This is a genomic window from Leifsonia sp. RAF41, assembly GCF_052114085.1.
Lineage (GTDB): Bacteria > Actinomycetota > Actinomycetes > Actinomycetales > Microbacteriaceae > Leifsonia.
This window is the reverse complement of sequence record NZ_JBFREB010000001.1, coordinates 2,998,712-3,022,600: the sequence shown is the minus strand read 5'-3', so window position 1 is coordinate 3,022,600 and position 23,889 is coordinate 2,998,712. Positions and strand designations below refer to the sequence as shown.

Genomic DNA, 23,889 nt, shown 5'->3' with positions numbered 1-23,889 from the left:
CACCCGGCAGACCGGGACTATTTCACGTCTCGATCGCCCCGCCGTTCTCGGCGAGATACCGGCGCAGCGTCAGCGTGGGATCGGCGGCCTGCTCCCGGCGGTACCTCGCGAAATCGAGCTGGTCGCGCAGCGATGAGCCGCCACGCATGCGGTCCGCCTGCGCCCCTTCGACGGTCTGGATGCGCGACGCCTCCGCGAACAGCCGCTCACGGTCGCCGGCGGCCAGCACGAGCACACCGTCGTCGTCGGCGACGATCCAGTGGTCCGGAGTCACGGCCACGCCGTCGAGGAACGCGGACCGCATCGCCGTGCCGGCCGGTGGCACCCGGCGCGGGCCGAAGGGATGCGCCCCCCGGCTGAACACCGGCAGGCCGATCGCGCGCAGCTGGGCGGAGTCGCGGTGCCGTCCCCAGATGACCGCGCCGGACATCCCGGCCGTCGCCGCCTCCAGCAGCATGAGGTCGCCCACGCAGGCCTCGTCGTCGCGGCCGCCGTTGTCGACCACCAGCACCGCCCCCACAGGTGCGTCGTCGATGGTCTCGAGCAGCACATCCACACTGCCGAGGTGCGTCACGGGGGCGGCGGGACCGGCGAAGGGGCGGCCGGGCAGAAGCGGGAGCAGGCTGACCGGCGCCGTGCCGACCGCTATGCCGAGACGGACCGCGGCGTCGGCGACGGCGGCCGTGGCGGGAGGGGTGTTCGCATCCATGCCGGGACGCTATACCGTGCGGGATGCGCGCGGGGGCATGTGAGCAGCCGGACCGGAGCGACGGGCGCGGCGTCGACCGGCCCTCTAGCGCCCGGTCAGACGCTCCAGGAGTTCGCGGTACCGCGCCGCGGTGCGTTCGACGATGTCGGCGGGCAGCTCCGGCGGGGTACCGGTCTTGTCCCAGTTCCCGGCGAGCCAGTCGCGGACGATCTGCTTGTCGAAGCTGGCCATCCGCTCCTCCGGGCTGCCGCCCGTGGCGTAGGCGGCCGCATCCCAGAAACGGCTGGAGTCGCTGGTGAGCACCTCGTCGGCGAGGGTGATCTCACCGGTGGTGCGGTCTGCGCCGAACTCGAACTTCGTGTCGGCGATGATGACGCCATGCGCCTCCGCGATCGCGGCCCCGCGCGCGTACACGTGCAGTGAGAGGCGTCGCAGCTCCTCCGCGATGTCCGGTCCGACCAGTTCGACCGTCCGCTCGAAGCTGATGTTCTCGTCGTGCTCGCCGAGCGGGGCCTTCCAGGCCGGCGTGTAGATCGGCTCCGGCAGGCGGTCGCCGTTCTGCAGGCCGACGGGCAACGGGATGCCGCAGACGCTCTGCGACTCCCGGTACTCGGCCCAGCCGCTTCCCGTCAGGTAGCCCCGCACGACGCACTCGATGGGGAACATGTCGAGCGGTTTCACCAGCATCGACCGGCCGGAGACGGCCGCGGGAATGCGCTCCACCACGCGATCGCCGACCAGGGCGTGGTCGGGGATGAGGTGGTTCGGCACGTCGTCCAACTGGTCGAACCACCACAGGCTCAGCGTGGTCAGCAGCTCGCCCTTGCCCGGGATGCCCGGCTCGAGCACATGGTCGAAAGCACTGACCCGGTCGCTGGCGACGACGAGCACGCTGTCGGTCTCGGCGAGCCCGTCCGCGCCCTCGGGCACGAACAGGTCGCGCACTTTGCCCGAATAGACGTGGGCCCAGCCCGGAAGATCGCTCACGCGTCCATCGTAGAGGGACGTTCCCCCGCCCTACGCGAGCAGCTTCGCCTTAGCGCCGGAGAACTCCTCATCCGTCAGCACGCCCTGCGAGTGCAGCGTGGCGAGCTGCTGCAGCTTCGCCATCATGTCGTCGCCGCTCCCCGCAGCGGGGGCCGCCGGAGCGGCCTGCTGCTGCATCGCCGCCTGCTGCGCCGCCGCTTGCTGTGCCATCTGCTGCATCTGCGCCTGCTGCTCCTGCTCCTGCGCCTGCTGCTGGTCGTACTGGCTCTGTGCCTTCTCCTGCTGGCGTCGCTGAACGTTCCCGGAGACCGCCGTTGCGGTTCCGGCGACGACCGCTGTGCGGGCCGCCATCCCGATCAGTCCCGGGCGTCCCATTCTCCTCAACGGCATGGTGTCCTCCTCAGCTCTCAGTGGTTTCGAGTTCTTCGTACGCTGCGGCCGCGACCGCGTTCAGAACCGGTGCGGGGATGCGCTCGCTGTGCACGACGACGCCACCCGATTCGAAGAAGCGGCTGGCGAGGGTCTTCGCCCACAGGTGCTCGATCACGAGAACCGCACCCGTGGAGCCTGGCTCCAAGAGTTCGGCGATCTGCGCCACGTCCTCGTCTCCGGCGATGCCGCTGGCTTCGAGGCTGACGTCGGTCAGACCGATCTCGTCGCCGATCTGCTCCAGCTCGATGATGTCGACGCTCCCGTCGGGGTGCCGCTCGACGAAGACCAGGTCGAGGAGGCGGACGGTGCCGCTCTCCACCAGGTCGAGGATCGCTTGCACGACCCCTGCCGACGGTCGGTCGGTGTCGAACTGCGCCACCATCAACTCCGCCGGACCGTACTCGAATTCGGCCATGTCAGCCCCTCTCTCGGACGCCCACCCTGCTATTCAGGGGCACCATACTGCGCGGTCGGCACGCCCGGCAACGCACGTTTTCGATCGTCTCGGACGGCGGTCGTGGGTCCGGTCACATCCGTAGGATGGGGAGTGTCGAACGGTCGGACGGCCGCTGGCGGAGACCCGAGGAAGGGCCGTGATGACCGAGAAGAACTGGGCAGGCAACTACGAGTACCGGGCGGAGCGGATCGCCCGGCCGACGACGGTCGAGCAGCTGCGCGAGCTGGTCGTCGGCGCCCGCGCAGTGCGCGCACTGGGCAGCCGGCACTCGTTCAACGACCTGGCCGACACGGACGGACTGCTCGTCAGCACGGCGGACCTGCCCGGAGACGTGAGCATCGACGAAGGTGCGAGAACAGTCACGGTGGGCGGCGGCGTCCGCTACGGCGATCTCGCCCAGACGCTGCAGGACGCCGGGTGGGCACTGCACAACCTCGCCTCGCTGCCGCACATCTCGGTCGCAGGCGCGATCGCCACGGCGACGCACGGGTCCGGCGACCGGAACGGCAACCTGGCGAGCGCCGTCGCGGGGCTGCGCATCCTGAACGGCTCGGGCGAGCTGGTCGGTCTGCGGCGCGGTGACGACGGCTTCGAGGGTGCGGTCGTCGGTCTCGGCGCGCTCGGTGTGGTGACCGAGGTGACCCTCGACATCCGCCCCACGTACAACGCCCGCCAGCGGCTCTTCGGCGGCGTGCCGTGGGAGGCGGTCCTCGGCCGCTTCGACGAGGTCACCTCTGCCGCATACAGCGTCAGCCTGTTCACGACGTGGGCGGAGGACGCGGTCTCGCTCGCCTGGCTGAAGGAGCTGGACGGCGTCGAGACGCTCATCCAGGACGACTTCTTCGGCGCTCCGGCCCTGACCGAAGCCCGCCACATGATCCCGACGATGGATGTGCGCAACACGACCGAGCAGCTGGGAGTGGTCGGACCGTGGAGCGAGCGCCTGGCGCACTTCCGGTTCGCCTTCACGCCGTCGAACGGTGAGGAGATCCAGTCCGAGTACCTCGTCCCGCGGGCGCGGGCCGTTGAGGCGATCGAGGCCGTGCGCGCGCTCGCCCCGGTGATCGCGCCACTGCTGCAGATCAGCGAGATCCGTACGGTCGCGGCGGACGACCTGTGGCTGTCGAGCGCGTACGGGACGGACGTGGTCGGGCTGCACTTCACGTGGTTCCGCGACCAGGCCGGGGTGGAGGCGGTGCTGCCGCAGGTGGAGGCGGCCCTGCTGCCGCTCGGTGCCCGCCCGCACTGGGGCAAGCTCTACGTCGACCGCGACGGCATCGTGCCGTCCCTCTACCCCCGCCTGGCCGACTTCGCGGCCTTGGCCTCCCGCTTTGACCCCGACTCCCGCTTCCGCAACCCGTTCCTCACCCGCCTCCTCCCCTAACCCCCTCCATCGACTCCGCGAAGACTGCACGCGACACGCCGCCGGAGCGTGCAGTCTTCGCGGACTCGATGGTGGGGCTGAGGGCGCTCGGTCAGGAGACGCGGGCGGCGATGTCGGTGCGGTACTGGGCGCCGGCGAGGTGGATGAGGTCGACGGCCTGGTAGGCGCGGTCGCGCGCCTCAGCGAAGCCGGTGCCGCGCGCGACGACGGACAGCACCCGGCCGCCGGTCGCGAGCAGCTCGCCGGTCGCCTCGTCCACCGCGGTCGCGGCGTGGGCGATGGTCACCTCGGGGACCGCGGCGGCCGCATCCAGCCCGGTGATCGGGCGCCCCGTCAGCGGAGCCTCGGGGTAACCCTCACTGGCCAGCACGACGGTGACGGCGGTGTCGAGCGCGAATTCGGGACGCGGCATCCCGCCGAGCCCGCCGGTCGCCGCCGCGTAGAGCAGCGTCGACAGCGGCGTGACGAGTCGCGGCAGCACCACCTGCGTCTCCGGATCGCCGAAGCGTGCGTTGAACTCGATGACCCGGATGCCGCGCTCGGTGACGATCAGCCCGCAGTACAGAAGCCCGATGAAGGGCGTCTGCTCTGCCGCGAGCGTGCGCACGGTCGGGAGGGCGATGGTGTCGATGACCTCGTCGACGAACGTCTCCGGCAGCCACGGGAGGGGCGAGTACGCGCCCATCCCGCCGGTGTTGGGACCGGCGTCCCCGTCGAGCAGGCGCTTGTAGTCCTGGGCGGGGGAGAGGGGCAGCACGTCGTGCCCGTCGCTGACCAGGAAGAGCGACACCTCCTGGCCGTCGAGGAACTCCTCGATGAGCACGCCCCCGTGCAGCAGCCAGTGCGTCGCGTGGTCGACCGCGGCGGCGCGGTCCTCGGTGACGAGCACGCCCTTGCCCGCGGCCAGGCCGTCCGCCTTCACCACGTAGGGCGACCCCAGCTCGTCGAGTGCCCGCTCCGCATCGGCGAGGGTCTCGGCGCGTACGGCGCGACCGGTCGGGACGCCCGCGGCATCCATGATCCGCTTGGCGAACGCCTTGGAGCCCTCCAGCTGAGCCGCGGCTTTGCCCGGCCCGAAGACGGGGATGCCCCGGGTGCGCAGGGGATCGGCGACGCCGGCGACGAGCGGGGCCTCCGGCCCGATCACGACCAGCTCGATGCCGTTCTCGATCGCGTACTCGGTGACCGCTTCGCCGTCGAGCGGATCCAGGCCCGTTTCGACGGGCACATCCTGCGCGATGCCGGCGTTGCCCGGGGCCGCGACGATATCGTGCCGCACTCCCTCGGCCAGCAGCGCGGTGATGATGGCGTGCTCGCGGGCACCGGAACCGAGGACGAGAATCTTCACGCCCCCATGCTAGAGGGATCGGCTGCGGCCGCCGGGGTCAGGTCCGGGGGCCCGCGCCCAGTGGGAGTATTGACGCATGGCGAGAGCGAAGATCGCGGACGACGTCGGCGGCCCGGCCACCCGAGCCGCCGTCGCAGGGGGAGCCGACCGCAACACCATCGCCACGGCTGTGCGCTACCTCCTTCAACTGCTCGCGGAGCGGGCGCCCGGCAACACCGTCGAGGTGCGCGTGCCGCCCTTCGGCGCCGTGCAGTGCATCCCGGGCCCGCGTCACACGCGTGGGACACCGCCGAACGTGGTCGAGACCGACGCCGCGACCTTCCTCGCCCTGGCGTCGGGCGCCATGAGTTGGGACGAGGGGGTCGCCTCCGGCGCCGTGCATGCCTCTGGTCAGCGCGCCTCGCTCGAGGGGTTGCTGCCCCTGCGGTACTGAACCCTCGTCAGGGATGCACGCCGAACGCGACAGCGGCAACGGCGGCGGCCGCCAGGAGCAACGCGAACGCGCCGGCCGCGAGAGCCGCCAGGGCGACTGTTCGACGGGACGCGGTGGCCGGTCGGGATGGTGTGCTCACACCCTCGTAGACGCAGCCCGGCCCCATCCATGACGCCCGACCGTCGTCCAGTTTCGATCTGGGACAATGGGGACATGACCGACACCCCCGACGGCGACGAGCAGTTCGAGGAGACCGTCACCCCGGCGGAGGTCCGCGTGCGGCGCTCGCCGCGATACTTCCGGTTCATGATCACCGGCGCGGTGATCTTCGCGATCGTGGCGTTGATCCTGACCTTCTCGTTCCCGGAGAACCCCACGTACGACCGTGGCAGCGTCTTCGGCTTTCTGCTGGCGATCGGCGTGATCGTCGGGGTCGCCATCGGAGCCGTCGTCGCACTCGTCGTCGACCGCGCGACCGGCCGTCGAGCGCGCAGTGTGCAGGCGGATAGAATCGACGTACGCGTCCCCGAGCCCGGAACGTCACCTGCGCGGCAGGCCGACTCGGCGGAGCCGGGAACGCAGCACGACAGCACGAGCGACACCCAGAGCTGAACATCACGACTTCCTGAAAGGGGTCTGCTGTGTCCGGAGGCGACGGTCTTCTCAGTCACGATCTGCTTCCCGGCGAGAAGGGACCGCAGGACGCCTGCGGTGTCTTCGGCGTCTGGGCCCCCGGCGAGGAGGTCGCCAAGCTCAGCTACTTCGGCCTGTACGCGCTGCAGCACCGCGGGCAGGAGTCCGCTGGCATCGCGACCAGCGACGGCGACAAGATCCTCATCTACAAAGACATGGGTCTCGTGTCGCAGGTTTTCAACGAGAACGCGCTGAACTCGCTCCCCGGCCACATCGCCGTCGGCCACACGCGCTATTCGACGACCGGGGCGTCCAGCTGGCAGAACGCGCAGCCGACCCTCGGCTCGACCGCGAGCGGCACGGTTGCCCTCGGCCACAACGGCAACCTGACCAACACCGCCGAGCTCATGCAGCTCGTGCACGAGCGCTACCCGCAGCACGACGGCGAGCTGTCGCGCGGCAACACGACCGATACGGCCGTGGTCACCGCCCTGCTCACCGGCGACCTCGATCACACGCTCGAGTCGACGGCGATGGATGTGCTCCCGCGCCTGCGCGGAGCGTTCTGCCTCGTGTTCATGGACGAGCACACGTTGTACGCGGCGCGCGACCCGCAGGGCGTCCGTCCGCTGGTCCTCGGTCGTCTTGAGCGCGGCTGGGTGGTCGCCTCCGAGACCGCGGCCCTCGACATCGTCGGCGCCAGCTTCGTCCGCGAGGTCGAGCCGGGCGAGCTCATCGCCATCGACGAGAACGGTCTCCGCAGCCAGCGTTTCGCCACCGAGAAGCGCGCCGGCTGCGTCTTCGAGTACGTCTACCTCGCGCGTCCCGACACCACCATCGCCGGTCGCGGAGTCTACGAAGCGCGCGTCGAGATGGGTCGCCAGCTGGCCCGGGAGCACGCGGTCGAGGCCGATCTGGTCATCCCCACCCCGGAGTCCGGCACCCCCGCCGCCATCGGCTACGCGCAGGCGTCGGGCATCCCGTTCGGGCAGGGCCTGGTGAAGAACTCCTACGTCGGCCGCACCTTCATCCAGCCGTCGCAGACCATCCGCCAGCGCGGCATCAAGCTCAAGCTGAACCCGCTCAAAGAGGTCATCAAGGGCAAGCGCCTGATCGTGGTCGACGACTCGATCGTCCGCGGCAACACGCAGCGCGCCCTGGTCTCGATGCTGCGCGAGGCCGGCGCGGCCGAGGTGCACGTCCGCATCTCCAGCCCGCCGATCACCTGGCCGTGCTTCTACGGCATCGACTTCGCATCCCGCGCCGAGCTCATCGCGACCGGGCTGGGGGTGGATGAGGTGCGCCAGTCGATCGGCGCGGACAGCCTCGGCTACCTCTCCGAGGACGGCATGATCGACGCCACCGAGCAGCCGCGCGAGCGCCTGTGCACCGCGTGCTTCACGGGTGTCTACCCGATCGAGCTGCCGGACGCGCACCACCTCGGCAAGAACCTGCTGGAGCGCCCCGCGCTCGCTCCCACAGACGACGGTTCCGACGCGACCTCCGACGGCTGCGAGCCCGGTCCCGACTCCGAGCTCGAGCCGCTCCTCTCCTTCGGCGACCCCGCCCGCCAGGAGTAGCCCGGCCGACCAGCCGGATACGATGGTGGGGTGACCGACTCGAGCGCCTCAACGTCCGCCTCCTACGCTGCCGCCGGCGTGGACACCGCAGCGGGCGACCGGGCGGTGGAGCTGATGAAGGCGGCCGTCGGGCGCACGCAGGGTCCTGAGGTCCTGGGCGGTGTCGGCGGCTTCGCCGGACTGTTCGACGTGTCCTTCCTGCGCGACTTCCGGCGTCCCCTCCTGGCCACCTCGACGGACGGCGTCGGCACGAAGGTCGCCATCGCCCAGGCGCTCGACAAGCACGACACCATCGGCCAAGACCTGGTGGGAATGGTCGTCGACGACATCGTCGTGGTCGGCGCCCGCCCGCTGTTCATGACCGACTACATCGCCTGCGGCAAGGTCGTTCCCGAGAGGATCGCGGCCATCGTCGAGGGCATCGCCCGCGCCTGCGAGCAGACCGGCACCGCGCTGGTGGGTGGCGAGACCGCCGAGCACCCGGGCCTCCTAGGCCCGGACGACTACGACGTCGCCGGTGCGGCCGTCGGCGCCGTCGAGGCGGATGCGGTGCTGGGCGCCGAGCGCGTGCGCGACGGGGATGCGGTGCTCGCCCTGGCTTCGTCCGGCCTGCACTCGAACGGGTTCTCGCTGGTCCGTCACATCCTCGCGGCGCGGGGCATCGGCTTCACGGACCGTTCAGAGGAGTTCGGCGGGATCGTCGGCGAGGCGCTTCTCGAGCCGACGCGCCTGTACACCGGGCCGCTGCTCCGGGTGCTGCAGGATGCGTCCCTCGGCGGCGCCATCCACTCCCTCAGTCACGTGACCGGTGGCGGCATCGCGGCGAACCTCGCGCGGGTGCTGCCCGTCGGCTCGTGGGTCGAGGTGGATCGCGCCAGCTGGTCGCCGACGCCGGTGTTCCGCATCCTGAGCGACCTCGCCGGAACCACCCTCGAGTCGAGCGAGGGCACCTGGAACCTCGGCATCGGGATGTTCGCGGTCGTCGCGGCCGAGGCGGCGGATGCGGTCGCCGCGGCGATCACGGCGGACGGCATCCCCACCTGGCGCGCGGGAACAGTGTCGACCTCGTCCCGGGATTTCACCGGTTTCGAGCAGGGTGCGAAGGGCGTAGACGGCGGCGCCGTGCGGCTCGTCGGGAGCTACGCGAACTGACGCGACGTCACCCTTTTTGGTCGGAGCGGCGCCGGGCGACCTCCGGATAGAGTGACGCGTGTGAGACGACCGCATGCCCTTCGCCTGGCATGCGCGCTCACCCTCGCCGCCTTCGGTGTGCTGGTCGGTGCCGGGCCCGCGCTGGCGGCGGCCTCGCCGGCGGATGGCACAGCGACAGCCTCACCTTCCGCCCCCGCCGATGTGCTCACTCCGCTCGTCGACTGCGTTCAGGATGCGCCCCTCGGCACCGTCTCCTCTCGCACCGTCGTCCTCGGCTACCGCGCTGCAGTATCGACGGCCGTGACTGTTCCGGCGGGCTCGGGTGCGAACGACCTCACCGTCGGCGTCGCCGATCGCGGACAACCCTCGACGTTCGAGCCGGGCGAGCATCACGGCGTGTGGCTCGTGACGGTGGATGCGGCGGCCGAGCCCGGCATCGCCTGGCGGCTCGGCACTACCGACGTCGGCTTCGACGGTGCCCCGGCATGCACGACGGCGACCGCGGTCACCGTCAGCGCGCCTGCGCAGGTCTCCGCCGGAGGTCAGGCGTCCGTCTCGGCGGCCGTGACCCGCATGCTCCTCGGTGCGCCGGACGCCGGAACGGTGGCCTTCGCACTCGATGGAGGAGCGACTGTCGCCGTCCCCGTCTCGGCCGGAGTCGCACGCGCCGACCTCCCAGTGCCCGCGGTCGGCCGGCACACCGTGACCGCAACCTTCCAGCCGGCGGCAGGGTCCGGCCTCCTCTCGGCGGTCGGCACGACGACGCTCACCGCGACCGCCGCCAGCGCTCCGCTCGGCGTTACGGCCGATTCCGTGGTTGCGGGAAGTACCGGCGTCCTGGTCACCGTCACGAGGCCGTCGCCCGCAGGGACGGCCACTGTCGACGTCATGACCGCCGATGGCACGGCGACCGCCGGAACCGACTACGGCCAACTGTCGACGGTCGTGGCGTTCGCCGACGGACAGTCTTCGGCAACCGTGTCCGTACCGCTTCTGTCGCGGCCCGCGGGTGCCCCGGCCGCAACGTTCTTCGTGCTGCTGCAGCGCGCATCCACCGCGGTGTCCACCGCCTCCGCGACCGTACGGCTCCCCGCCGTGCCCGCGACCCCGCCTGCTGCCGTGACGGCTGCGGCGAACCACCCGGGAGCAGGCGGCGGCGGAGCGTCGTCGGTTCTCCCGCCGGACGACCCCACGGCCGCGGCGCCCGCAGCCGCGCTCAGCGGCGGGCAGGACCTCGCGGTGCTCATCGGTGGCCTTCTGATCACCGGGGGCGGCATCGCCGGGGTCATCGGTTTGGTCAGAGCGGCCGGGATGCGCGAGGCACGGGCGTGACAAACGTCACCCCGTCGTCCTGACACCCGCCCTGCTCACAGGTCCCGCCGTTCCGCGAGTCTGGACGGGTGAACGAGACACCAGCCATCCGCCTCACCGGCCTGCGCAAGACGTTCGGGGCGCTCTCCGCGGTCGACGGCGTCGACCTGAGCATCCGTCCGGGTGAGGTCGTCGCTCTGCTCGGCCCGAACGGGGCCGGAAAGTCCACCACCATCGACCTCGCACTCGGGCTCGCGCGACCTACGTCGGGAAGCGTCGAGCTGTTCGGCGGCCCGCCCCACGATGCGATCCACGGCGGCCGCGTCGGGGCCATGCTGCAGGGAGGCGCGCTGCTGCCGACCCTCACCGTCGCTGAGTCGGTCGCGCTGGTCGCGGCCGCGCACCGCCACCCGCTCAGCGTCGACGAGGCGCTGAAGCGGGCACGCTGCACCGAGATCGGGCGGCAGCGCGTCTCCAAACTGTCCGGCGGACAACTGCAACGCGCGCGGTTCGCCGTCGCGGTCGTCTCCGACCCCGACCTGCTGTTCCTCGACGAGCCGACGGCGGCAATGGATGTGGAGGCCCGGCGCACCTTTTGGCAGTCGATGCGCGAGTTCACGGAGGCCGGTCGCACAGTCGTCTTCGCCACCCACTATCTCGAAGAGGCAGACGAGTACGCCGACCGCATCGTGATGATGGCCAGGGGACGGGTCGTCGCCGACGGGACGCCGACCGAGGTCAAGGCGGTCGTCTCCGGCAGGCGCATCCGGGCAACCGCTACCTTCGCCGCCGCCCCGGAGACGCAGGCCGAATTGCTCGCGCTCCCCGGCGTCCGCTCCGTCGACCGCCGGGGCGACCAGCTCACGCTGGTCAGCGACGACTCCGACGCCACCCTGCGCGCCCTCCTCACGGCGCGCCCCGACATCCACGACATCGAGGTGACCGCGCACACGATGGACGAGGCCTTCCTCGCCCTCACCGAGTCGCGCGATCCAGAAGGAGCAGTCTCATGAGCATCGCGTACCTGGGCCACGAGTCCCTCCGCCAATTGAAGAACATGCGGGCGATGATCTTCACCCTTGCCGTCCCCCTCGTCATGCTGTTCGCGTTCGGCGGCACGTTCGGTGGCGAAGGTCAGGTGGATGCGGTGACGCACCTCCCGTGGATCGTGGTCACCACCATCCAGGTCGCCGCGTACGGAGGGATGATGTCGGCCCTTTCGCAGGCGTTCCAGATCGTCACGGAGCGGTCGATCGGCTGGAACCGTCAGCTGCGCATCACCCCCCTCAGCGGCACGGGCTACCTCGTCTCCAAGCTCATCGCGGCCCTGGCGCTCGCGCTGTTCAGCATCCTGGTCATCGTCGGGGTGTCGGTCGCGTTGTATCGTCCCGACCTCGCCGTCGGCAGCTGGGTGCTCGCCGGTCTGGCGATCTGGTTGGGCGTCGTCCCGTTCGCCCTGCTCGGCATCCTGATCGGACAGTTCGCCAAGCCGGAATTCGCCCAGCCGTTGTTCATGGCGGTGTTCATGGGGATGGCGGTGCTCGGCGGGCTGTGGATCCCCCTCCAGGTGTTCCCTGCGTGGGTGGCCGATGTCGCCAAAGCCGTGCCCTCGTACTGGTTGAATCGCGTCGGCCAACTCGGCGCGCTGCAGAGCGGGGACGCCGTCACTCCGACGATCGTGCTGGTGGCGTGGACGCTGGCGCTCGGCGCCCTCATCGTATGGCGGTACCGCCGCGACGCTGCTCGCGGCTGAGCGCCGCCGGTCCGCTGGCTAAGGTAGCAACGTGTTCTCGCGTGAGGTGCAGGAGGTCCAGCCGATCGGCTGGTGGGTCCGGCTCACCCATCCGTCCGCATTCCGCTGGTATCCCGGAGCCGCGATCGGGCTCCTCTACCAGGTTTCGGTGCTGGTCGGGTTGTGGACATCGAGCGGGACGCTCGGCGAGAAGCTGCTGACCACGGGTCTGCTCGCCATGATCTACGTCGGCTTCCTGGTGCTCCCTCCGCTGCTGTGGTGGGAGTCGGAACGCGTCCGCTTGATCGGCCTCGCCGCCTACTTCGCGCTCACCCTGACGCTGTTCCCCCTGATCGGGACCGTCGCCACCTGGACGTGGGTATACGTCGCGTGCGTGGCGGGGATGGTGGTGGCGCGCAGCGCGGTCAGCCTGGCGATCATCGGAGGCCTGGGCATCCTCCAGCTGGTGGTCTTCACTGCGGCCGGCTCCCTCGAAGACGACTGGTTCATCGCCTTGGTGACGGTGTCCATCGGGGTCATGATGAGCGCGTTCGCCCGCCAAATCGACGCGCTCCGGCGACTCCGCAACGCGCAGAGCGAGATCGCCCGGCTGGCGGTGGTCGACGAGCGCGCACGCTTCTCGCGCGACATGCACGACGTGCTCGGGCACTCACTCACCGTCGTGACCGTGAAGTCGGAGCTGGCCCGGCGGCTGATCCCCGTCGACCCGGTGCGTGCAGCGGACGAGATCGCCGACATCGAACGGCTGAGCAGGTCGGCGCTCGCCGACTTGCGGGCCGCCGTCGCGGGCTACCGCGAGATGAGCCTCTCCACTGAGCTGGCCGCCGCGCAGGCCGGGCTCGCCGCCGCCGACATCCGGGCGCACCTTCCCCGCAACGGCGAGGCGGTCGACCCCGACTTGCGGGAGCTCTTCGGATGGGTCCTTCGCGAAGGGGTCACCAACGTGATCCGCCACTCCGGCTCCCGTAACTGCTGGGTGACGGTCGCACGCGACAGTCTGGAGATCGAGGACGACGGTCGCGGGCCCGTCGTCGATCCCGGGTCAGTGCCGGCCCCGCTGGGTGCGGCCGACACCTCGGCGACGCTCCGGACGGCCGGCTCGGGATTGGCGGGGCTCGCCGTGCGCGCAGCCCAAGCGGGTGCGGTCCTCGCCGTCGGCGCCGGCGCGCGCGGAGGCACCCTGCTCAGCGTGCGGAGGACTGCGTGACAGGGACCATCCGGCTGCTGCTCGCCGACGACCAGGCGTTGGTCCGCGGCGCCCTCGCCGCCCTCCTCGACCTCGAACCGGACTTCGAAGTCGTGGCGCAGGTGGGGCGCGGCGACGAGGTGGTGGCCGCCGCGCGGTCAGCGCACGCCGACGTCGCCCTGCTCGATGTGGAGATGCCCGGAGCGGACGGCATCGCGGCGGCGGCGGCCTTGCGCGCCGAGGTTCCGCTCTGCCGGTCGCTGATCGTCACCACGTTCGGACGCCCCGGCTATCTGCGTCGGGCGATGGAGGCGGGTGCGTCCGGGTTCGTGGTGAAGGACACGCCGTCCGGACAGCTTGCGGATGCGGTGCGCCGAGTCGCTTCAGGGTTGCGCGTGGTCGATCCGGCGCTGGCGGCGGAGTCGCTCGCATCCGGAGCGTCGCCTCTCACCGTCCGGGAGGCGGAGGTGCTGGATGTCGCCGGTCAGGGTGGGAGCATCTCCGACATCGCTCGTCGGCTGCACCTCAGCGAGGGCACGGTGCGCAATCACCTGTCGAGCGCGATCGGGAAGACCGGTGCCCGCAACCGCTCGGAGGCGGTGACGATAGCGACCCGTCAGGGTTGGTTGTGACCGGGTTGGCGGAGATCGGTACGGTGCGGTCGGAAGGGGACTACGCGCGCTTCGGCGTGCCCGTTTCCTCGTCCTCGTCTTCGTACTCGAACTCGTCGTCGGTTTCGGGCTCGTACTCGGCCCACTTGTCGTACTGGCCGTCTTCGCTGTGGGAGTGACCGGTCAGCTCGCGCTCCAGCGCGTCATAGTTCACAGTCGGACTGAACGATTTCAACTCGCGAGCGATCTTGGTGTGCTTCGCTTTTTGACGGCCGCGCCCCATGCGTGACCCCCTTTTGGTCCCAGCCCGTGCGAGAGACTCGCCGGGGATCCGATAGAAACAGTGAAAACTACGATTCAGTTTAGCATGCGGCCCCCACGAGACCCCGAGTCGGCGCACAGCGAGAAATGATGGGATGAGCGCGTGAGCACGACCAGGACCGACACCCAGGTGGTGGTCATCGGCGCGGGTCAGGCCGGCCTCGCGGTCGCCTACTACCTCCGTCGATTCGAGCTGACTCCCGGGGTCGATTTCGTCGTCTACGACCGGGGTCCCCGCACCGGCGGAGCGTGGCAGCACCGGTGGGATGCGCTCAAACTCGGCAGCGCTCACCACGTTAACGATCTGCCGGGAATGTCCGAGATCGGCCTGAGTTTCGACACGGCCGACCGCTCGCTCCCGGCCCGGGACATCGTCGCCGGCTACTACCGCCGGTACGAGGAGTTCTACGGTCTCGACGTCCAGCGTCCCGTCACCGTGACGAGCGTCTTCGACAAGGGTGCCGACCTCATCGTCCAGCACACCCGGGGTGAGACGGCGACCCGCGTCGTGGTCAATGCGACCGGCACGTGGGGCGCGCCGTTCGTCCCCTACTACCCGGGCATCAACACGTTCAGAGGTCGCCAGGTGCACACCTCGAGCTACCTGTCGGCGGAGGAGTTCGCGGGCCAGTCGGTCATCGTCGTCGGAGGCGGCACCAGCGCGATCGGGTTCCTGCTCGAGCTGGAGGGCATCGCAGCGTCTCTCACCTGGACCGCGCGGCGACCGGTGGACTTCCGCGATGAATCGGAACTCACCATCGAGGGCGGCGTCGCCGCGGTGGCGATGCAGGATGCTGCGGCGCGATCCGGGCAGGCGCTCCCGTCGATCGTGAGTGGGACGGGCGTGCCCCGCACCCGGAGGATCGCCGCGGGCATCGAGCGCGGCGTGCTGATCGAGCGCGAGATGTTCACCCGGATCGAAGAGGACGGCGTGCGCTGGCCGGACGGCTCGTTCACCCGCGCGGACGCCATCATCTGGGCGACCGGGTTCCGTCCGGAGCTGCGCCACCTCGCGCCCCTGCGCTTGCGGGAGAAGACCGGCGGTCTGACGGTCGCGTCGGGCGCGTCCTGGCAGGACTCGCGCATCTTCCTCGCCGGGTACGGCCCCCAGGCGTCGACGATCGGCGCGAACCGCGCCGGCCGCATCATCGCCCGCCAGGTCATGGCTCAGCTCTGACCTTCCGCACCCAGCCCCCGAGTTGCGACCTGATGTCGCGACTCGTGCCGGATGGGCGCAACGAGTCACGACTCGATCGCCCCGGCCGCGCGCATCCGGTCGGTGACTCCGTCGAGTTGCGACATGATGTCGCGACTGGACGCGGACTGGAGCAACGAGTCACGACTGGCTCTGGGGTCCTGGAGCTGCTGACCGGCGCGCGCGGCGGCCGCGTCCGACCCGGTGAGGGCCTCGCGGACCCACGGCACCGGCTCGTCGCCCCGCGGCTCGTGGTGCGCGACGGGCCTCCGCTGATCGGTTCGCGCTGACCTCCGAAATCCGCACGTAACGCGGCCCGGAGACAATGGAGTCATGTCTCCACAAGAGCCTCTGCTGGATGCGCCACGAGCGCGTCGCCTGCCCGTGACCGTATCCATCACCCGTCGCGTCGATGGCAACCGCCTGACGGAGGTGACCCACTGGGTGCAGTCGGGCGTGAACCTCGCGAACGGCTACGAGGGTTTCCTCGGTTCGGGATGGGTGCGGGCGCACGCCGACTCGGGCGAGTGGCACATGCTGTACCGCTTCGCGGACTCGGACACGTTGGAGGCCTGGGAGGCGTCGGACGACCGCGCCGACTGGCTGTATGAGGGCCGGGAGCTCGTCGAGGTGTCGCGCGTGGAGCGCCGCACGGGTATCGAGGGCTGGTTCGATGAGCCGCAGCCGGGAGTGCCGTCGGCTCCGCCGCGCTGGAAGCAGGCGGTCACCATCTGGCTCGGGTTCTTCCCGCTCTCGTTGGCCTTCACGTACCTGACCGGGATGTTCGTGCCGGGCTGGCACAGCCTGTGGCCGCTGGCCACCGTGCTCGCGACGACGCTCTGCCTCACCCCGATCATGACCTACCTGCTCCTTCCGTTCGTCACACGGCTGCTGCAGCCGTGGCTGCGGCGGCGCTAGTGGGAGGCCGCCTCTGTTCAGGGTTTCCCCTGAGCACCCCCTGAACTCCTCCCATTTCAGCTGAGTGCGCTTGCATCGCATCCACTCGCGATATATCGTGATTCACGTCAACAGTCGCGATATAACGCGAATCACCGACGGTCCCCGGCAGAGGACCGGAGAAGAAGGAGCAAGCACGATGGCACAAGAGAAGTGGCTGATCCAGCCGGGCGAGAGCCGCACCATCGACGTCGAGGTCGTCCGCGCGCTGAAGGTCGGCTTCATCGGAGGCCAGATCGACATCGTCGGACACGACGAGCCGGGTGCACGCATCGAGGTCCACTCGGTCGCCGGGCGCGACCTGAAGATCGTGATCGACGGCGACCGCCTCGAGATCGACCACCCGCAGCTGCGCTGGGACAACTTCATCGAAGTCTTCAAGTCCATGCGCTCCAGTGCGCGTGCCGATGTCAGCGTGCTCGTTCCGCGCGACGTCGAGCTCAAGTTCGGTGTCGTCTCGGCGACCGCGCTCGTCTCCGGACTCCACACCGACGCGCGTCTCAGCACGGTGTCTGGGGATGTGGTGGCCGACGGCCTCACCGGCGACATCGAGCTCAACTCCGTCAACGGCGAACTCTCCGTCCGTGACCACACCGGTCGCATCACGGCCCACACGGTCTCGGGCGATGTGACCGCCACCGGTGCCATCCGCCGGTTCTCGTCCGACGGGGTCTCCGCCGACGTCATGTTGGACGTCATCGGGACGCCGGACGACATCAACGTGAACTCCGTGTCGGGGGACACGACCATTCGCATCCCGGAGGCCGTCGGCGCCCGTTACCGGGTGAACACCGTTTCGGGCAAGGTGCAGCTGGACAACATGACCGTCGTCGGCGGAATGGGTAAGGGGTACACGGGCACGTCGGGCACCCTCAACGGGACGTGGGTCGAGATCAGCGTCAACTCCGTCTCGGGCGACGCGGCCGTGCTCCGCAGCTCCGCGAGCGCCCAGAGCGCGGAAGGCGCGGCGCCGCAGGAGGCATCGGCGTGAGCCCCGTCTTCTCTCACGGCAGCCTCCGCCTCTACCTGCTGAGCCTCCTCGACGAGTCCCCGCGGCACGGCTACGAGCTGATCCAGGCGCTGACCGACCGCTTCGGCGGCACCTACAGCCCCAGTGCGGGCACCATCTACCCCCGGCTGGCGAAGCTGGAGGAGGAGGGCCTTGTCACCAAGTCCGCGGACGGCCGCAAGACCGTATACGCGATCACGGATGCCGGGCGAGCGGAACTCGCCGCCCGCCGCCCGGAGCTCGATGCCATCGAAGAAGAGGTCACCGACTCGGTGCGCCGACTCGCCGATGAGGTCCGCGCCGGCGTCAACGACGCCATGCGGACCCTCCGTGCCGAGCTGGCGTCGGCCGCTCGGGAAGCGAAGCGCAACGCCTCGAGGGTCGACCCGCGGCAGGATGCCCGCGACGCGGATCGGGATGCGCGGGCGGCGGGGATCGGGGCCGTTCGGGATGCGGAGGCGGCGATCAACGAGTTCCGTCAGCAGCTGCGGACCGACCTGCGCTACCAGGCGGCTCGCGGTGTGCTCCCAGCGGACGTGGTGCCGCTGCTCAAGGGAGAGCTCGACCGCGTGCGCCGCGCAGTCACCGAGGCTCTCGAGCGCCGCTGACCGCTTCTGGCCGGTTTTCGGAAACAGTCAGTCAATGCTCATTCGGCTCCCAGTGAGGCCGCTCGCGCCCCGAGCGCCGCGCCAATCCGCGGCGGACGAGCCGCCGCAGGTGCGACCCTCAGTGTTTGCAGATCACGATGCTGGGGACAGCGCGACGCGCCGACTTGACAGTGCATTGGCAGCGAGTATGCTCGCCACTCGTGACAACTGAGGGGAGATCCCCGAAGCGCTGGTTGATCGGCGACCCGCTTCCGAGTGAAAAGCTCGAAGGACAACTGCTCCCGAAGCACCTCGCCCTACCCATCTTCGCCTCGGACGCGCTCTCGAGCGTCGCCTATGCTCCGCAGGAACTCCTGATGATCCTGCTGCTCGGCGGCCTGGCGTTCCTCACCTTCGCTCCCTGGGTCGCGGTGGCCGTCGTGGTCCTGCTCGTGACCGTCGTGCTGAGTTACCGACAGCTGGTCAAGGCATACCCCTCCGGCGGTGGCGACTACGAGGTCGCCCACAAGAACCTCGGCGAGAAGGCCGGGTTGATCGTCGCGTCGGCGCTCCTGGTGGACTACGTGCTCACCGTCGCGGTGTCCGTCGCCTCCGGCGTGGACAACATCATCTCCGCCCTGCCCTTCCTCGCGCCGTGGCGGGTCGAGCTCGCCGTTCTGTGCGTCATCCTCATCGCCGCGGTCAACCTGCGCGGCGTGCGCGAGTCGTCCAAGGCGTTCGCGCTCCCGACCTACATCTTCATCGGCAGCATCGGCCTGATGATCGTGACGGCGTTGATCCGCACGGTCTTCGGCGACGCTCCCGTCGCCGAGTCGGCCGGATACCAGGTGCACGCGGACTCGCTCACACAAGCGGCCGTCGTCCTTCTGCTCCTCCGCGCCTTCTCCAGTGGATGTTCGGCTCTCACCGGTGTGGAGGCCGTCGCCAACGGCGTCCCGGCGTTCCGCACCCCGAAGATCCGAAACGCTCGGGTCACCCTGGCCCTGATGGGCGGAATCGCGATCACCCTGTTCGCCGGCCTCACCGCGATCGCGCTGATCAGCGGCGTGCACTACGCCGAGAACCCCTGCGACCTGCAGGGCTGGGCGGACTGCGCGACCCAGCCTCAGCGCAGCCTGATCGCCCAGATCGCCGCGGCGACCTTCGGCAACAACACCTTCTTCTTCTTCCTGGTGCAGGCTGCGACCGCGATCGTGCTGCTGCTCGCGGCGAACACCGCGTTCAACGGCTTCCCGCTGCTCGGCTCTGTGCTCGCCCGCGACTCGTACGCTCCCAAGGCGCTTAACACCCGCGGTGACCGGCTGGTGTACTCGAACGGCATGATCATCCTGGCTCTGGCGGCGACGGTGCTGCTGGTGGTCTACCAGGCCAACCTGACGCAGCTCATCCAGCTGTACATCATCGGCGTGTTCGTCTCGTTCACCCTCGGCCAGTCCGGGATGGTGAAGCACTGGATCTCGCTGCTCCGCACCGGCGGCCAGACCGGGCGCGAACGCACGGGCATCATCCGCTCGCTGTGCATCAACGCCTTCGGCGCCTGCCTGACCGCGATCGTGCTCATCGTCGTGACGATCACCAAGTTCACGCACGGCGCGTACCTGGTCTTCATCTTCATGCCGATCCTGTGGTTCCTGATGCTCGGCGTGAACCGGTACTACCGTGACGTCGAGAAGGAGGTCGAAGTCGACCCCGTCACGACGTTCGGCAGCGTCGGCGACCACGCCGTCGTGCTCATCGGCAAGATGCAGAAGCCCGCGCTGAAGGCACTCGACTACGCGATCGCCGCCCGCCACGACTCGATCGAGGCGGTCCACGTCTCCATCGAGGAGGAGGCCACCCAGAAGCTGCAGCGGCAGTGGATCGAGCAGAACATCCACGTGCCGCTCACCATCATCGAGTCGCCGTACCGCGACTTCGGCATCCCCCTCGTGAAGTACCTCAAGCACCGGCGTGAGGAGCACGGCTCCGAGGTCGTCACGGTCTACCTCCCGCAGTACATCGTCGGCCACTGGTGGGAGGGGCTCCTGCACAACCACCGCTCCCGCCGGATCAGCAAGCAGCTCATGCTCTGTCACGGCGTCACCGTCGCGCTCGTGCCGTGGCTGCTCGACTCGTCGTCGCTCATCTACGGCCGCCGCTCGCGGCCGCTGCCGGGACAGGATCGCCGAGGCGAGCCGGTGCGTCCCATCGCCCGCCGGCCGCTGGCGCCCGCGTCTGCCGCGCGCACGCCCATCCACATCCACCAGGTGCCGATCACGATCGAAGAGCCGCCGCAGACGGCGGAGTCTATAGCCGCGTCCATCCCCGAGCCGGAGCCGAAGGTCCCCGCCCGGGCGAAGCGCTAGCCGCCGCTCCTTGACCTTGACCTTGACGTAACGTCAACTCCTAACGTGGGTTTCACAACCGCACGGGAGGAGGAGACATGGACTGGTCCATCCAGGACATCGCGCGGATCGCCGGCACCACCAGCCGCACGCTGCGCCACTATGACGCGATCGGGCTGCTGAAGCCCAGCCGCGTCGGCGGCAACGGCTACCGGTACTACGACCGCAACGCGCTCGTGCGGTTGCAGCGCATCCTCTTGCTTCGCGAGCTCGGTCTCGGCCTCGACGCCGTCGGCAGCGTGCTCGACGATCGGACGGATGCGGCACCCGCTCTGCGCGACCACCTTGCGTGGTTACGGGCGGAGCGGGAACGGCTGGCGCGGCAGATCGCGTCGGTCGAGTCGACGATCCACGCAGTGGAGGAAGGAGAAGAGATCGTGGCCGAGCGCATGTTCGACGGATTCGATCACACGCAGTACAAGGAGGAGGTGGAGCAGCGCTGGGGCAAGGATGCGTACGCGGCATCCGACAGCTGGTGGCGCAGCAAGACGCCGGAGGAGCGGCGGGAGTGGCAGGACCGCCAGGAGCGACTGGCGAAGGACTGGCAGGCCGCCGCCGCGAGCGGTGTCTCGCCGGACTCCGACGAAGCCCAGGAGCTCGCGCGCCGTCACGCCGAGTGGCTGGCCGGCATCCCCGGCACCCCCGGCTACGGTACGGGTGCCCCCGCCGCCGCCTACCTGACGGGGCTCGGCGACATGTACGTCACCGACGACCGTTTCGCCGCCAACTACGGCGGCACCTCCGGGGCGACCTTCGTCCGCGACGCCCTCCGTCTCTACGCCGCCGCCCACCTGACCTAGCCCCCGCTGTCCCACCATCGCTTCCTCGAAAAATCCGGCTAACGGACCCCGATTCGCGGATTAAGTGAGGAAGCGATGGTGGGACTCAGTCAGGGGTGGCGGGGGCGGCGGGTGAGGCGGTCGTCCAGCCAGTGGGCGGCGATCAGGCGCGACGGGCGGGACGCGGGGGTCGGCCGCGAGGCGGCGGCGCGGTCGGGTTGGGGACCGCGCACGAATGGGGAGTCGGACCGCGTGACGCGTGCGTGCGCAGCGCGGTCTGATTCGAGCAGGATGCCGTCGCGCACGTCGTAACGGACGGCATCCTGCTCCTCCTCGAGGCCGGCCGACTGCTCGGCCGTTCCCTCGAGCTCGCTTTCCAGCGCTGCCTCAGTCGTTGCAGCGTCCTGCGGCAGGCGGATCGCGAAGAAGGGGAGGGTGATGCTGCACAGCGGCCCGACGAGCAGCGCGAACGCGAGCGTTCCCACGCCGACGTTGCCGCCCAGCACCCACCCGATGATCAGCACGGTCACCTCGATGGCGGTCCGCACCATCCAGATGGGACGACCGGTGCGAGCGTGCAGCCCGGTCATCAGGCCGTCACGCGGCCCGGGACCGAGCCGCGGGCCGATGTAGAGCCCGGTCGCCACTGCCAGCAGTGCGAGGCCGGCGGCGAAGAACAGCACCTGCACCCACAGGATCGTCTGCTGCGGGATGAGGTCGAGGCCGAGTTGCGCACTCGGGCCGACCAGCAGCACGTTGAGGACGGTTCCGAGGCCGGGACGCTGGCGCAACGGGATCCAGAACGCGAGCACCACGAGCCCGACCAGGTTGGTGACGAACCCGAACGGGATGCCGGTCTTGAGCGACAGCCCCTGCGCCAGGACGTCCCACGGCGACAGGCCGATACCGGCGCGGACCATGAGCGCGATGGCGATTCCGTAGAGGAACAGGCCGATCAGCAGCTGCACGAGGCGGCGGGTGAGGAGCAGTCGGCTGGTCATGACACAATCCAATCGCGACAATTGGACTGGCGGCAAGATGCCAATTCGCCTAAAGTGGCCTGCATGTCGGATGCTCAGCTCACCGCCCGCTCGCTCGAGAACCTCCTCGGAGCGTGGCGGACGAGCGCCGCAGGCTACCAGGCGCTCGCCGACCGCATCCGCCTGCTGGTGCTCGACGGTCGCATCCCGATCGGAACGCGCCTGCCGGCCGAACGCGACCTCGCCGGGCGCCTCGAACTGAGCCGGACGACGGTCGCGGCAGCCTACCGCCAGCTGCGCGAGGCCGGGTTCGTCGACAGCGTGCGCGGCTCGGGGAGCGTCACGCGGTTGCCGGGCCGGACACTCCCGCTCCCGGCCGTCGGGGGCGAGGGGATGCTCGACTTCACCAAGGCGTCCCTCCCCGCAGCCTCCTCGCTCGCGGCCGCAGCGCGAGCCGCCGCCGAGGACCTGCCCCGCTTCCTCTCCGAACCCGGCTACGACCCGGTGGGCCTGCCGCACCTCCGCGGAGAGATCGCCGACCGGTACACCCGCCGCGGGCTCCCCACCGATCCGGACCAGATCCTGGTCACCGTGGGCGCGCAGCAGGCCATCGCGCTCATCGCACGCACGTTCCTGCAGCGCGGTGACCGCGTCGTCATCGAGGTGCCCACCTACCCGCACGCGATCGAGGCGATCCGCCTGGCCGGAGCCCGGCTGGTTCCCATCACCGTCACCGCGCCCGAGGAGGGACCGCACCGCCTCGGCGAGCAGAACGATGGATGGGATGCGGACGCGATCGAGCAGACGTTCCATCGCGCCAATCCGGCGCTGGCCTACCTCATCCCCGACTTCCACAACCCGACCGGCGCCTCCATGTCGCCGGAGACGCGGGAGCGTGTGCTGGCCGCCGCCGCCGGTCACGGCGCCATCGTGGTGGCGGACGAGACCACGGCAGAACTCGACATCGACCGCGTCGGAGAATACCTGCCGATGCCGCGGTACGCGGACCCCGCATCGCCGGGTGCGCCGATCATCATGATCGGCTCGGCGAGCAAGACGCTGTGGGGCGGACTCCGGATCGGCTGGATCCGCGCCGAGCGGTCCCACATCCAGCGCCTGATCGCGGCCAAGCCGGCGACCGACCTCGGCACTCCGGTGATCGAGCAGTTGGTCGTCGCGCGGCTGGTGCCCCAGCTCGACGAGATCATGGAGGAGCGGCGCGAGCAGCTCCGGGATGGCCGGGAGACGGTCCGCCGGCTCGTGGCGGAGCGGTTCCCCGACTGGTCGATGCCCGTACAGCACGGCGGCCTCACCGCGTGGGTGGGCATCGGGGCCCCCGTCAGCTCGGCGCTGGCGCTCGCCGCACGCGGTCATGGTCTGCTGATCGCGGCCGGACCCCGGTTCGGGATCGACGGTGCCTTCGAGCGCTTCCTCCGCATCCCGATCACGTACACGCCGGAGGAGTACGAGCGCGCCTTCACCGCCCTGTCCGGCGCCTGGGCTGTCGCGGCCAACGAGCCGGTGCCCTACTTCGACCAGGGAGCGCTTCCCAGCGTGGTCTGACTCCCGGGCGGGACTCCCCGGGGAGTAGCAGGATGTCGTACCTGGGCATGAAGAGAGCGCCCACCCTCTCCTGACATACTTTGCGTGCGCCACCGGTGTCGCACGTCCTGCAACCCG

26 protein-coding genes are annotated in these 23,889 nt (G+C 70.0%); 17 read left to right on the top strand and 9 right to left on the bottom strand.

The genetic code is table 11. The features are described from left to right. Window positions 1-22 precede the first annotated feature (22 nt). From AB4Y74_RS14675 to AB4Y74_RS14660, 4 genes are all read right to left on the bottom strand, one after another. Complete coding sequence (locus tag AB4Y74_RS14675; RefSeq protein ID WP_441799798.1) at window positions 23-709, bottom strand: RraA family protein; 687 nt, start codon at window positions 707-709, stop codon at window positions 23-25. An 84-nt stretch (window positions 710-793) separates the two neighbouring features. Beyond that, window positions 794-1,696 carry a phosphoribosylaminoimidazolesuccinocarboxamide synthase gene (locus AB4Y74_RS14670; RefSeq protein WP_441799797.1) on the bottom strand — a complete coding sequence of 301 codons (903 nt, stop codon included), beginning with the start codon at window positions 1,694-1,696 and terminating at the stop codon, window positions 794-796. Between the two features lie 30 nt (window positions 1,697-1,726). Next, the gene (locus tag AB4Y74_RS14665) at window positions 1,727-2,086 is read right to left on the bottom strand and encodes an SHOCT domain-containing protein (protein WP_441799796.1); all 360 of its coding nucleotides are present in this window, start codon (window positions 2,084-2,086) and stop codon (window positions 1,727-1,729) included. A 10-nt stretch (window positions 2,087-2,096) separates the two neighbouring features. Continuing rightward, complete coding sequence (locus tag AB4Y74_RS14660; RefSeq protein WP_441799795.1) at window positions 2,097-2,543, bottom strand: DUF6325 family protein; 447 nt, start codon at window positions 2,541-2,543, stop codon at window positions 2,097-2,099. Window positions 2,544-2,724: 181 nt separating this feature from the next. On the opposite strand from AB4Y74_RS14660, the gene AB4Y74_RS14655 reads away from it, so the two are divergent. Continuing rightward, window positions 2,725-3,969: an FAD-binding protein gene (locus AB4Y74_RS14655; protein ID WP_441799794.1), complete on the top strand. Its 1,245-nt coding sequence runs from the start codon at window positions 2,725-2,727 to the stop codon at window positions 3,967-3,969. A gap of 91 nt (window positions 3,970-4,060) precedes the next feature. On the opposite strand, the gene purD is transcribed toward AB4Y74_RS14655, so the two are convergent. Then, window positions 4,061-5,317: a phosphoribosylamine--glycine ligase gene (purD, locus tag AB4Y74_RS14650; protein WP_441799793.1), complete on the bottom strand. Its 1,257-nt coding sequence runs from the start codon at window positions 5,315-5,317 to the stop codon at window positions 4,061-4,063. A gap of 76 nt (window positions 5,318-5,393) precedes the next feature. Between purD and AB4Y74_RS14645 the strand changes: the two genes are divergently transcribed. Next, the gene (locus AB4Y74_RS14645) at window positions 5,394-5,750 is read left to right on the top strand and encodes a sterol carrier family protein (protein ID WP_441799792.1); all 357 of its coding nucleotides are present in this window, start codon (window positions 5,394-5,396) and stop codon (window positions 5,748-5,750) included. A 7-nt stretch (window positions 5,751-5,757) separates the two neighbouring features. On the opposite strand, the gene AB4Y74_RS14640 is transcribed toward AB4Y74_RS14645, so the two are convergent. Next, a complete protein-coding gene (locus tag AB4Y74_RS14640) occupies window positions 5,758-5,889 on the bottom strand; it encodes a hypothetical protein (RefSeq protein WP_441799791.1) in 132 nt (43 codons plus the stop codon). A 74-nt stretch (window positions 5,890-5,963) separates the two neighbouring features. On the opposite strand from AB4Y74_RS14640, the gene AB4Y74_RS14635 reads away from it, so the two are divergent. The 8 genes from AB4Y74_RS14635 to AB4Y74_RS14600 all read left to right on the top strand — a co-directional run bounded on the left by AB4Y74_RS14635 (window position 5,964) and on the right by AB4Y74_RS14600 (window position 13,997). Then, a complete protein-coding gene (locus tag AB4Y74_RS14635) occupies window positions 5,964-6,362 on the top strand; it encodes a hypothetical protein (protein WP_441799790.1) in 399 nt (132 codons plus the stop codon). A 29-nt stretch (window positions 6,363-6,391) separates the two neighbouring features. Then, on the top strand, window positions 6,392-7,963 hold the full coding sequence (gene purF, locus AB4Y74_RS14630; protein ID WP_441799789.1) for an amidophosphoribosyltransferase: 1,572 nt from the start codon (window positions 6,392-6,394) through the stop codon (window positions 7,961-7,963). 30 nt (window positions 7,964-7,993) lie between these two features. Continuing rightward, window positions 7,994-9,115 (top strand): phosphoribosylformylglycinamidine cyclo-ligase, encoded by a 1,122-nt coding sequence (gene purM / locus AB4Y74_RS14625; protein WP_441799788.1) that lies wholly within the window; start codon window positions 7,994-7,996, stop codon window positions 9,113-9,115. Window positions 9,116-9,175: 60 nt separating this feature from the next. Further along, the gene (locus AB4Y74_RS14620; protein ID WP_441799787.1) at window positions 9,176-10,447 is read left to right on the top strand and encodes a Calx-beta domain-containing protein; all 1,272 of its coding nucleotides are present in this window, start codon (window positions 9,176-9,178) and stop codon (window positions 10,445-10,447) included. Window positions 10,448-10,515: 68 nt separating this feature from the next. Further along, window positions 10,516-11,439 (top strand): ABC transporter ATP-binding protein, encoded by a 924-nt coding sequence (locus AB4Y74_RS14615; RefSeq protein WP_441799786.1) that lies wholly within the window; start codon window positions 10,516-10,518, stop codon window positions 11,437-11,439. Then, window positions 11,436-12,179 carry an ABC transporter permease gene (locus tag AB4Y74_RS14610; protein ID WP_441799785.1) on the top strand — a complete coding sequence of 248 codons (744 nt, stop codon included), beginning with the start codon at window positions 11,436-11,438 and terminating at the stop codon, window positions 12,177-12,179. The genes AB4Y74_RS14615 and AB4Y74_RS14610 overlap by 4 nt, the downstream gene beginning before the upstream one ends. Window positions 12,180-12,210: 31 nt before the next feature. Continuing rightward, on the top strand, window positions 12,211-13,386 hold the full coding sequence (locus AB4Y74_RS14605; RefSeq protein ID WP_441799784.1) for a sensor histidine kinase: 1,176 nt from the start codon (window positions 12,211-12,213) through the stop codon (window positions 13,384-13,386). Then, window positions 13,383-13,997, top strand: coding sequence for a response regulator transcription factor (locus AB4Y74_RS14600; RefSeq protein ID WP_441799783.1), 615 nt, complete (start codon window positions 13,383-13,385; stop codon window positions 13,995-13,997). Before AB4Y74_RS14605 ends, AB4Y74_RS14600 begins: the two co-directional genes overlap by 4 nt. A gap of 40 nt (window positions 13,998-14,037) precedes the next feature. Here the strand turns inward: AB4Y74_RS14600 and AB4Y74_RS14595 are convergent, their stop codons facing one another. Next, window positions 14,038-14,259 carry a DUF3073 domain-containing protein gene (locus tag AB4Y74_RS14595; protein ID WP_441799782.1) on the bottom strand — a complete coding sequence of 74 codons (222 nt, stop codon included), beginning with the start codon at window positions 14,257-14,259 and terminating at the stop codon, window positions 14,038-14,040. Window positions 14,260-14,400: 141 nt separating this feature from the next. On the opposite strand from AB4Y74_RS14595, the gene AB4Y74_RS14590 reads away from it, so the two are divergent. After that, the gene (locus AB4Y74_RS14590; protein ID WP_441799781.1) at window positions 14,401-15,474 is read left to right on the top strand and encodes an NAD(P)-binding domain-containing protein; all 1,074 of its coding nucleotides are present in this window, start codon (window positions 14,401-14,403) and stop codon (window positions 15,472-15,474) included. Window positions 15,475-15,539: 65 nt separating this feature from the next. Here the strand turns inward: AB4Y74_RS14590 and AB4Y74_RS14585 are convergent, their stop codons facing one another. After that, the gene (locus AB4Y74_RS14585; RefSeq protein WP_441799780.1) at window positions 15,540-15,722 is read right to left on the bottom strand and encodes a hypothetical protein; all 183 of its coding nucleotides are present in this window, start codon (window positions 15,720-15,722) and stop codon (window positions 15,540-15,542) included. A gap of 103 nt (window positions 15,723-15,825) precedes the next feature. On the opposite strand from AB4Y74_RS14585, the gene AB4Y74_RS14580 reads away from it, so the two are divergent. The 5 genes from AB4Y74_RS14580 to AB4Y74_RS14560 all read left to right on the top strand — a co-directional run bounded on the left by AB4Y74_RS14580 (window position 15,826) and on the right by AB4Y74_RS14560 (window position 21,250). Beyond that, on the top strand, window positions 15,826-16,410 hold the full coding sequence (locus tag AB4Y74_RS14580; protein WP_441799779.1) for an antibiotic biosynthesis monooxygenase: 585 nt from the start codon (window positions 15,826-15,828) through the stop codon (window positions 16,408-16,410). Between the two features lie 178 nt (window positions 16,411-16,588). Next, window positions 16,589-17,440 carry a DUF4097 family beta strand repeat-containing protein gene (locus AB4Y74_RS14575; protein WP_441799778.1) on the top strand — a complete coding sequence of 284 codons (852 nt, stop codon included), beginning with the start codon at window positions 16,589-16,591 and terminating at the stop codon, window positions 17,438-17,440. Further along, window positions 17,437-18,066, top strand: a complete 630-nt coding sequence (locus tag AB4Y74_RS14570) for a PadR family transcriptional regulator (RefSeq protein WP_441799777.1) — start codon at window positions 17,437-17,439, stop codon at window positions 18,064-18,066. The genes AB4Y74_RS14575 and AB4Y74_RS14570 overlap by 4 nt, the downstream gene beginning before the upstream one ends. 233 nt (window positions 18,067-18,299) lie before the next feature. Beyond that, a complete protein-coding gene (locus tag AB4Y74_RS14565; protein ID WP_441800459.1) occupies window positions 18,300-20,411 on the top strand; it encodes an APC family permease in 2,112 nt (703 codons plus the stop codon). A 77-nt stretch (window positions 20,412-20,488) separates the two neighbouring features. Beyond that, window positions 20,489-21,250 carry a MerR family transcriptional regulator gene (locus AB4Y74_RS14560; RefSeq protein WP_441799776.1) on the top strand — a complete coding sequence of 254 codons (762 nt, stop codon included), beginning with the start codon at window positions 20,489-20,491 and terminating at the stop codon, window positions 21,248-21,250. Between the two features lie 89 nt (window positions 21,251-21,339). Here AB4Y74_RS14560 and yczE read toward each other — a convergent pair whose 3' ends face one another. After that, window positions 21,340-22,230: a membrane protein YczE gene (gene yczE, locus AB4Y74_RS14555; protein WP_441799775.1), complete on the bottom strand. Its 891-nt coding sequence runs from the start codon at window positions 22,228-22,230 to the stop codon at window positions 21,340-21,342. Window positions 22,231-22,293: 63 nt separating this feature from the next. Here yczE and yczR point away from each other — a divergent pair, with 63 nt between their 5' ends. Further along, window positions 22,294-23,772: a MocR-like transcription factor YczR gene (gene yczR / locus AB4Y74_RS14550; RefSeq protein ID WP_441799774.1), complete on the top strand. Its 1,479-nt coding sequence runs from the start codon at window positions 22,294-22,296 to the stop codon at window positions 23,770-23,772. Window positions 23,773-23,889 lie beyond the last annotated feature (117 nt).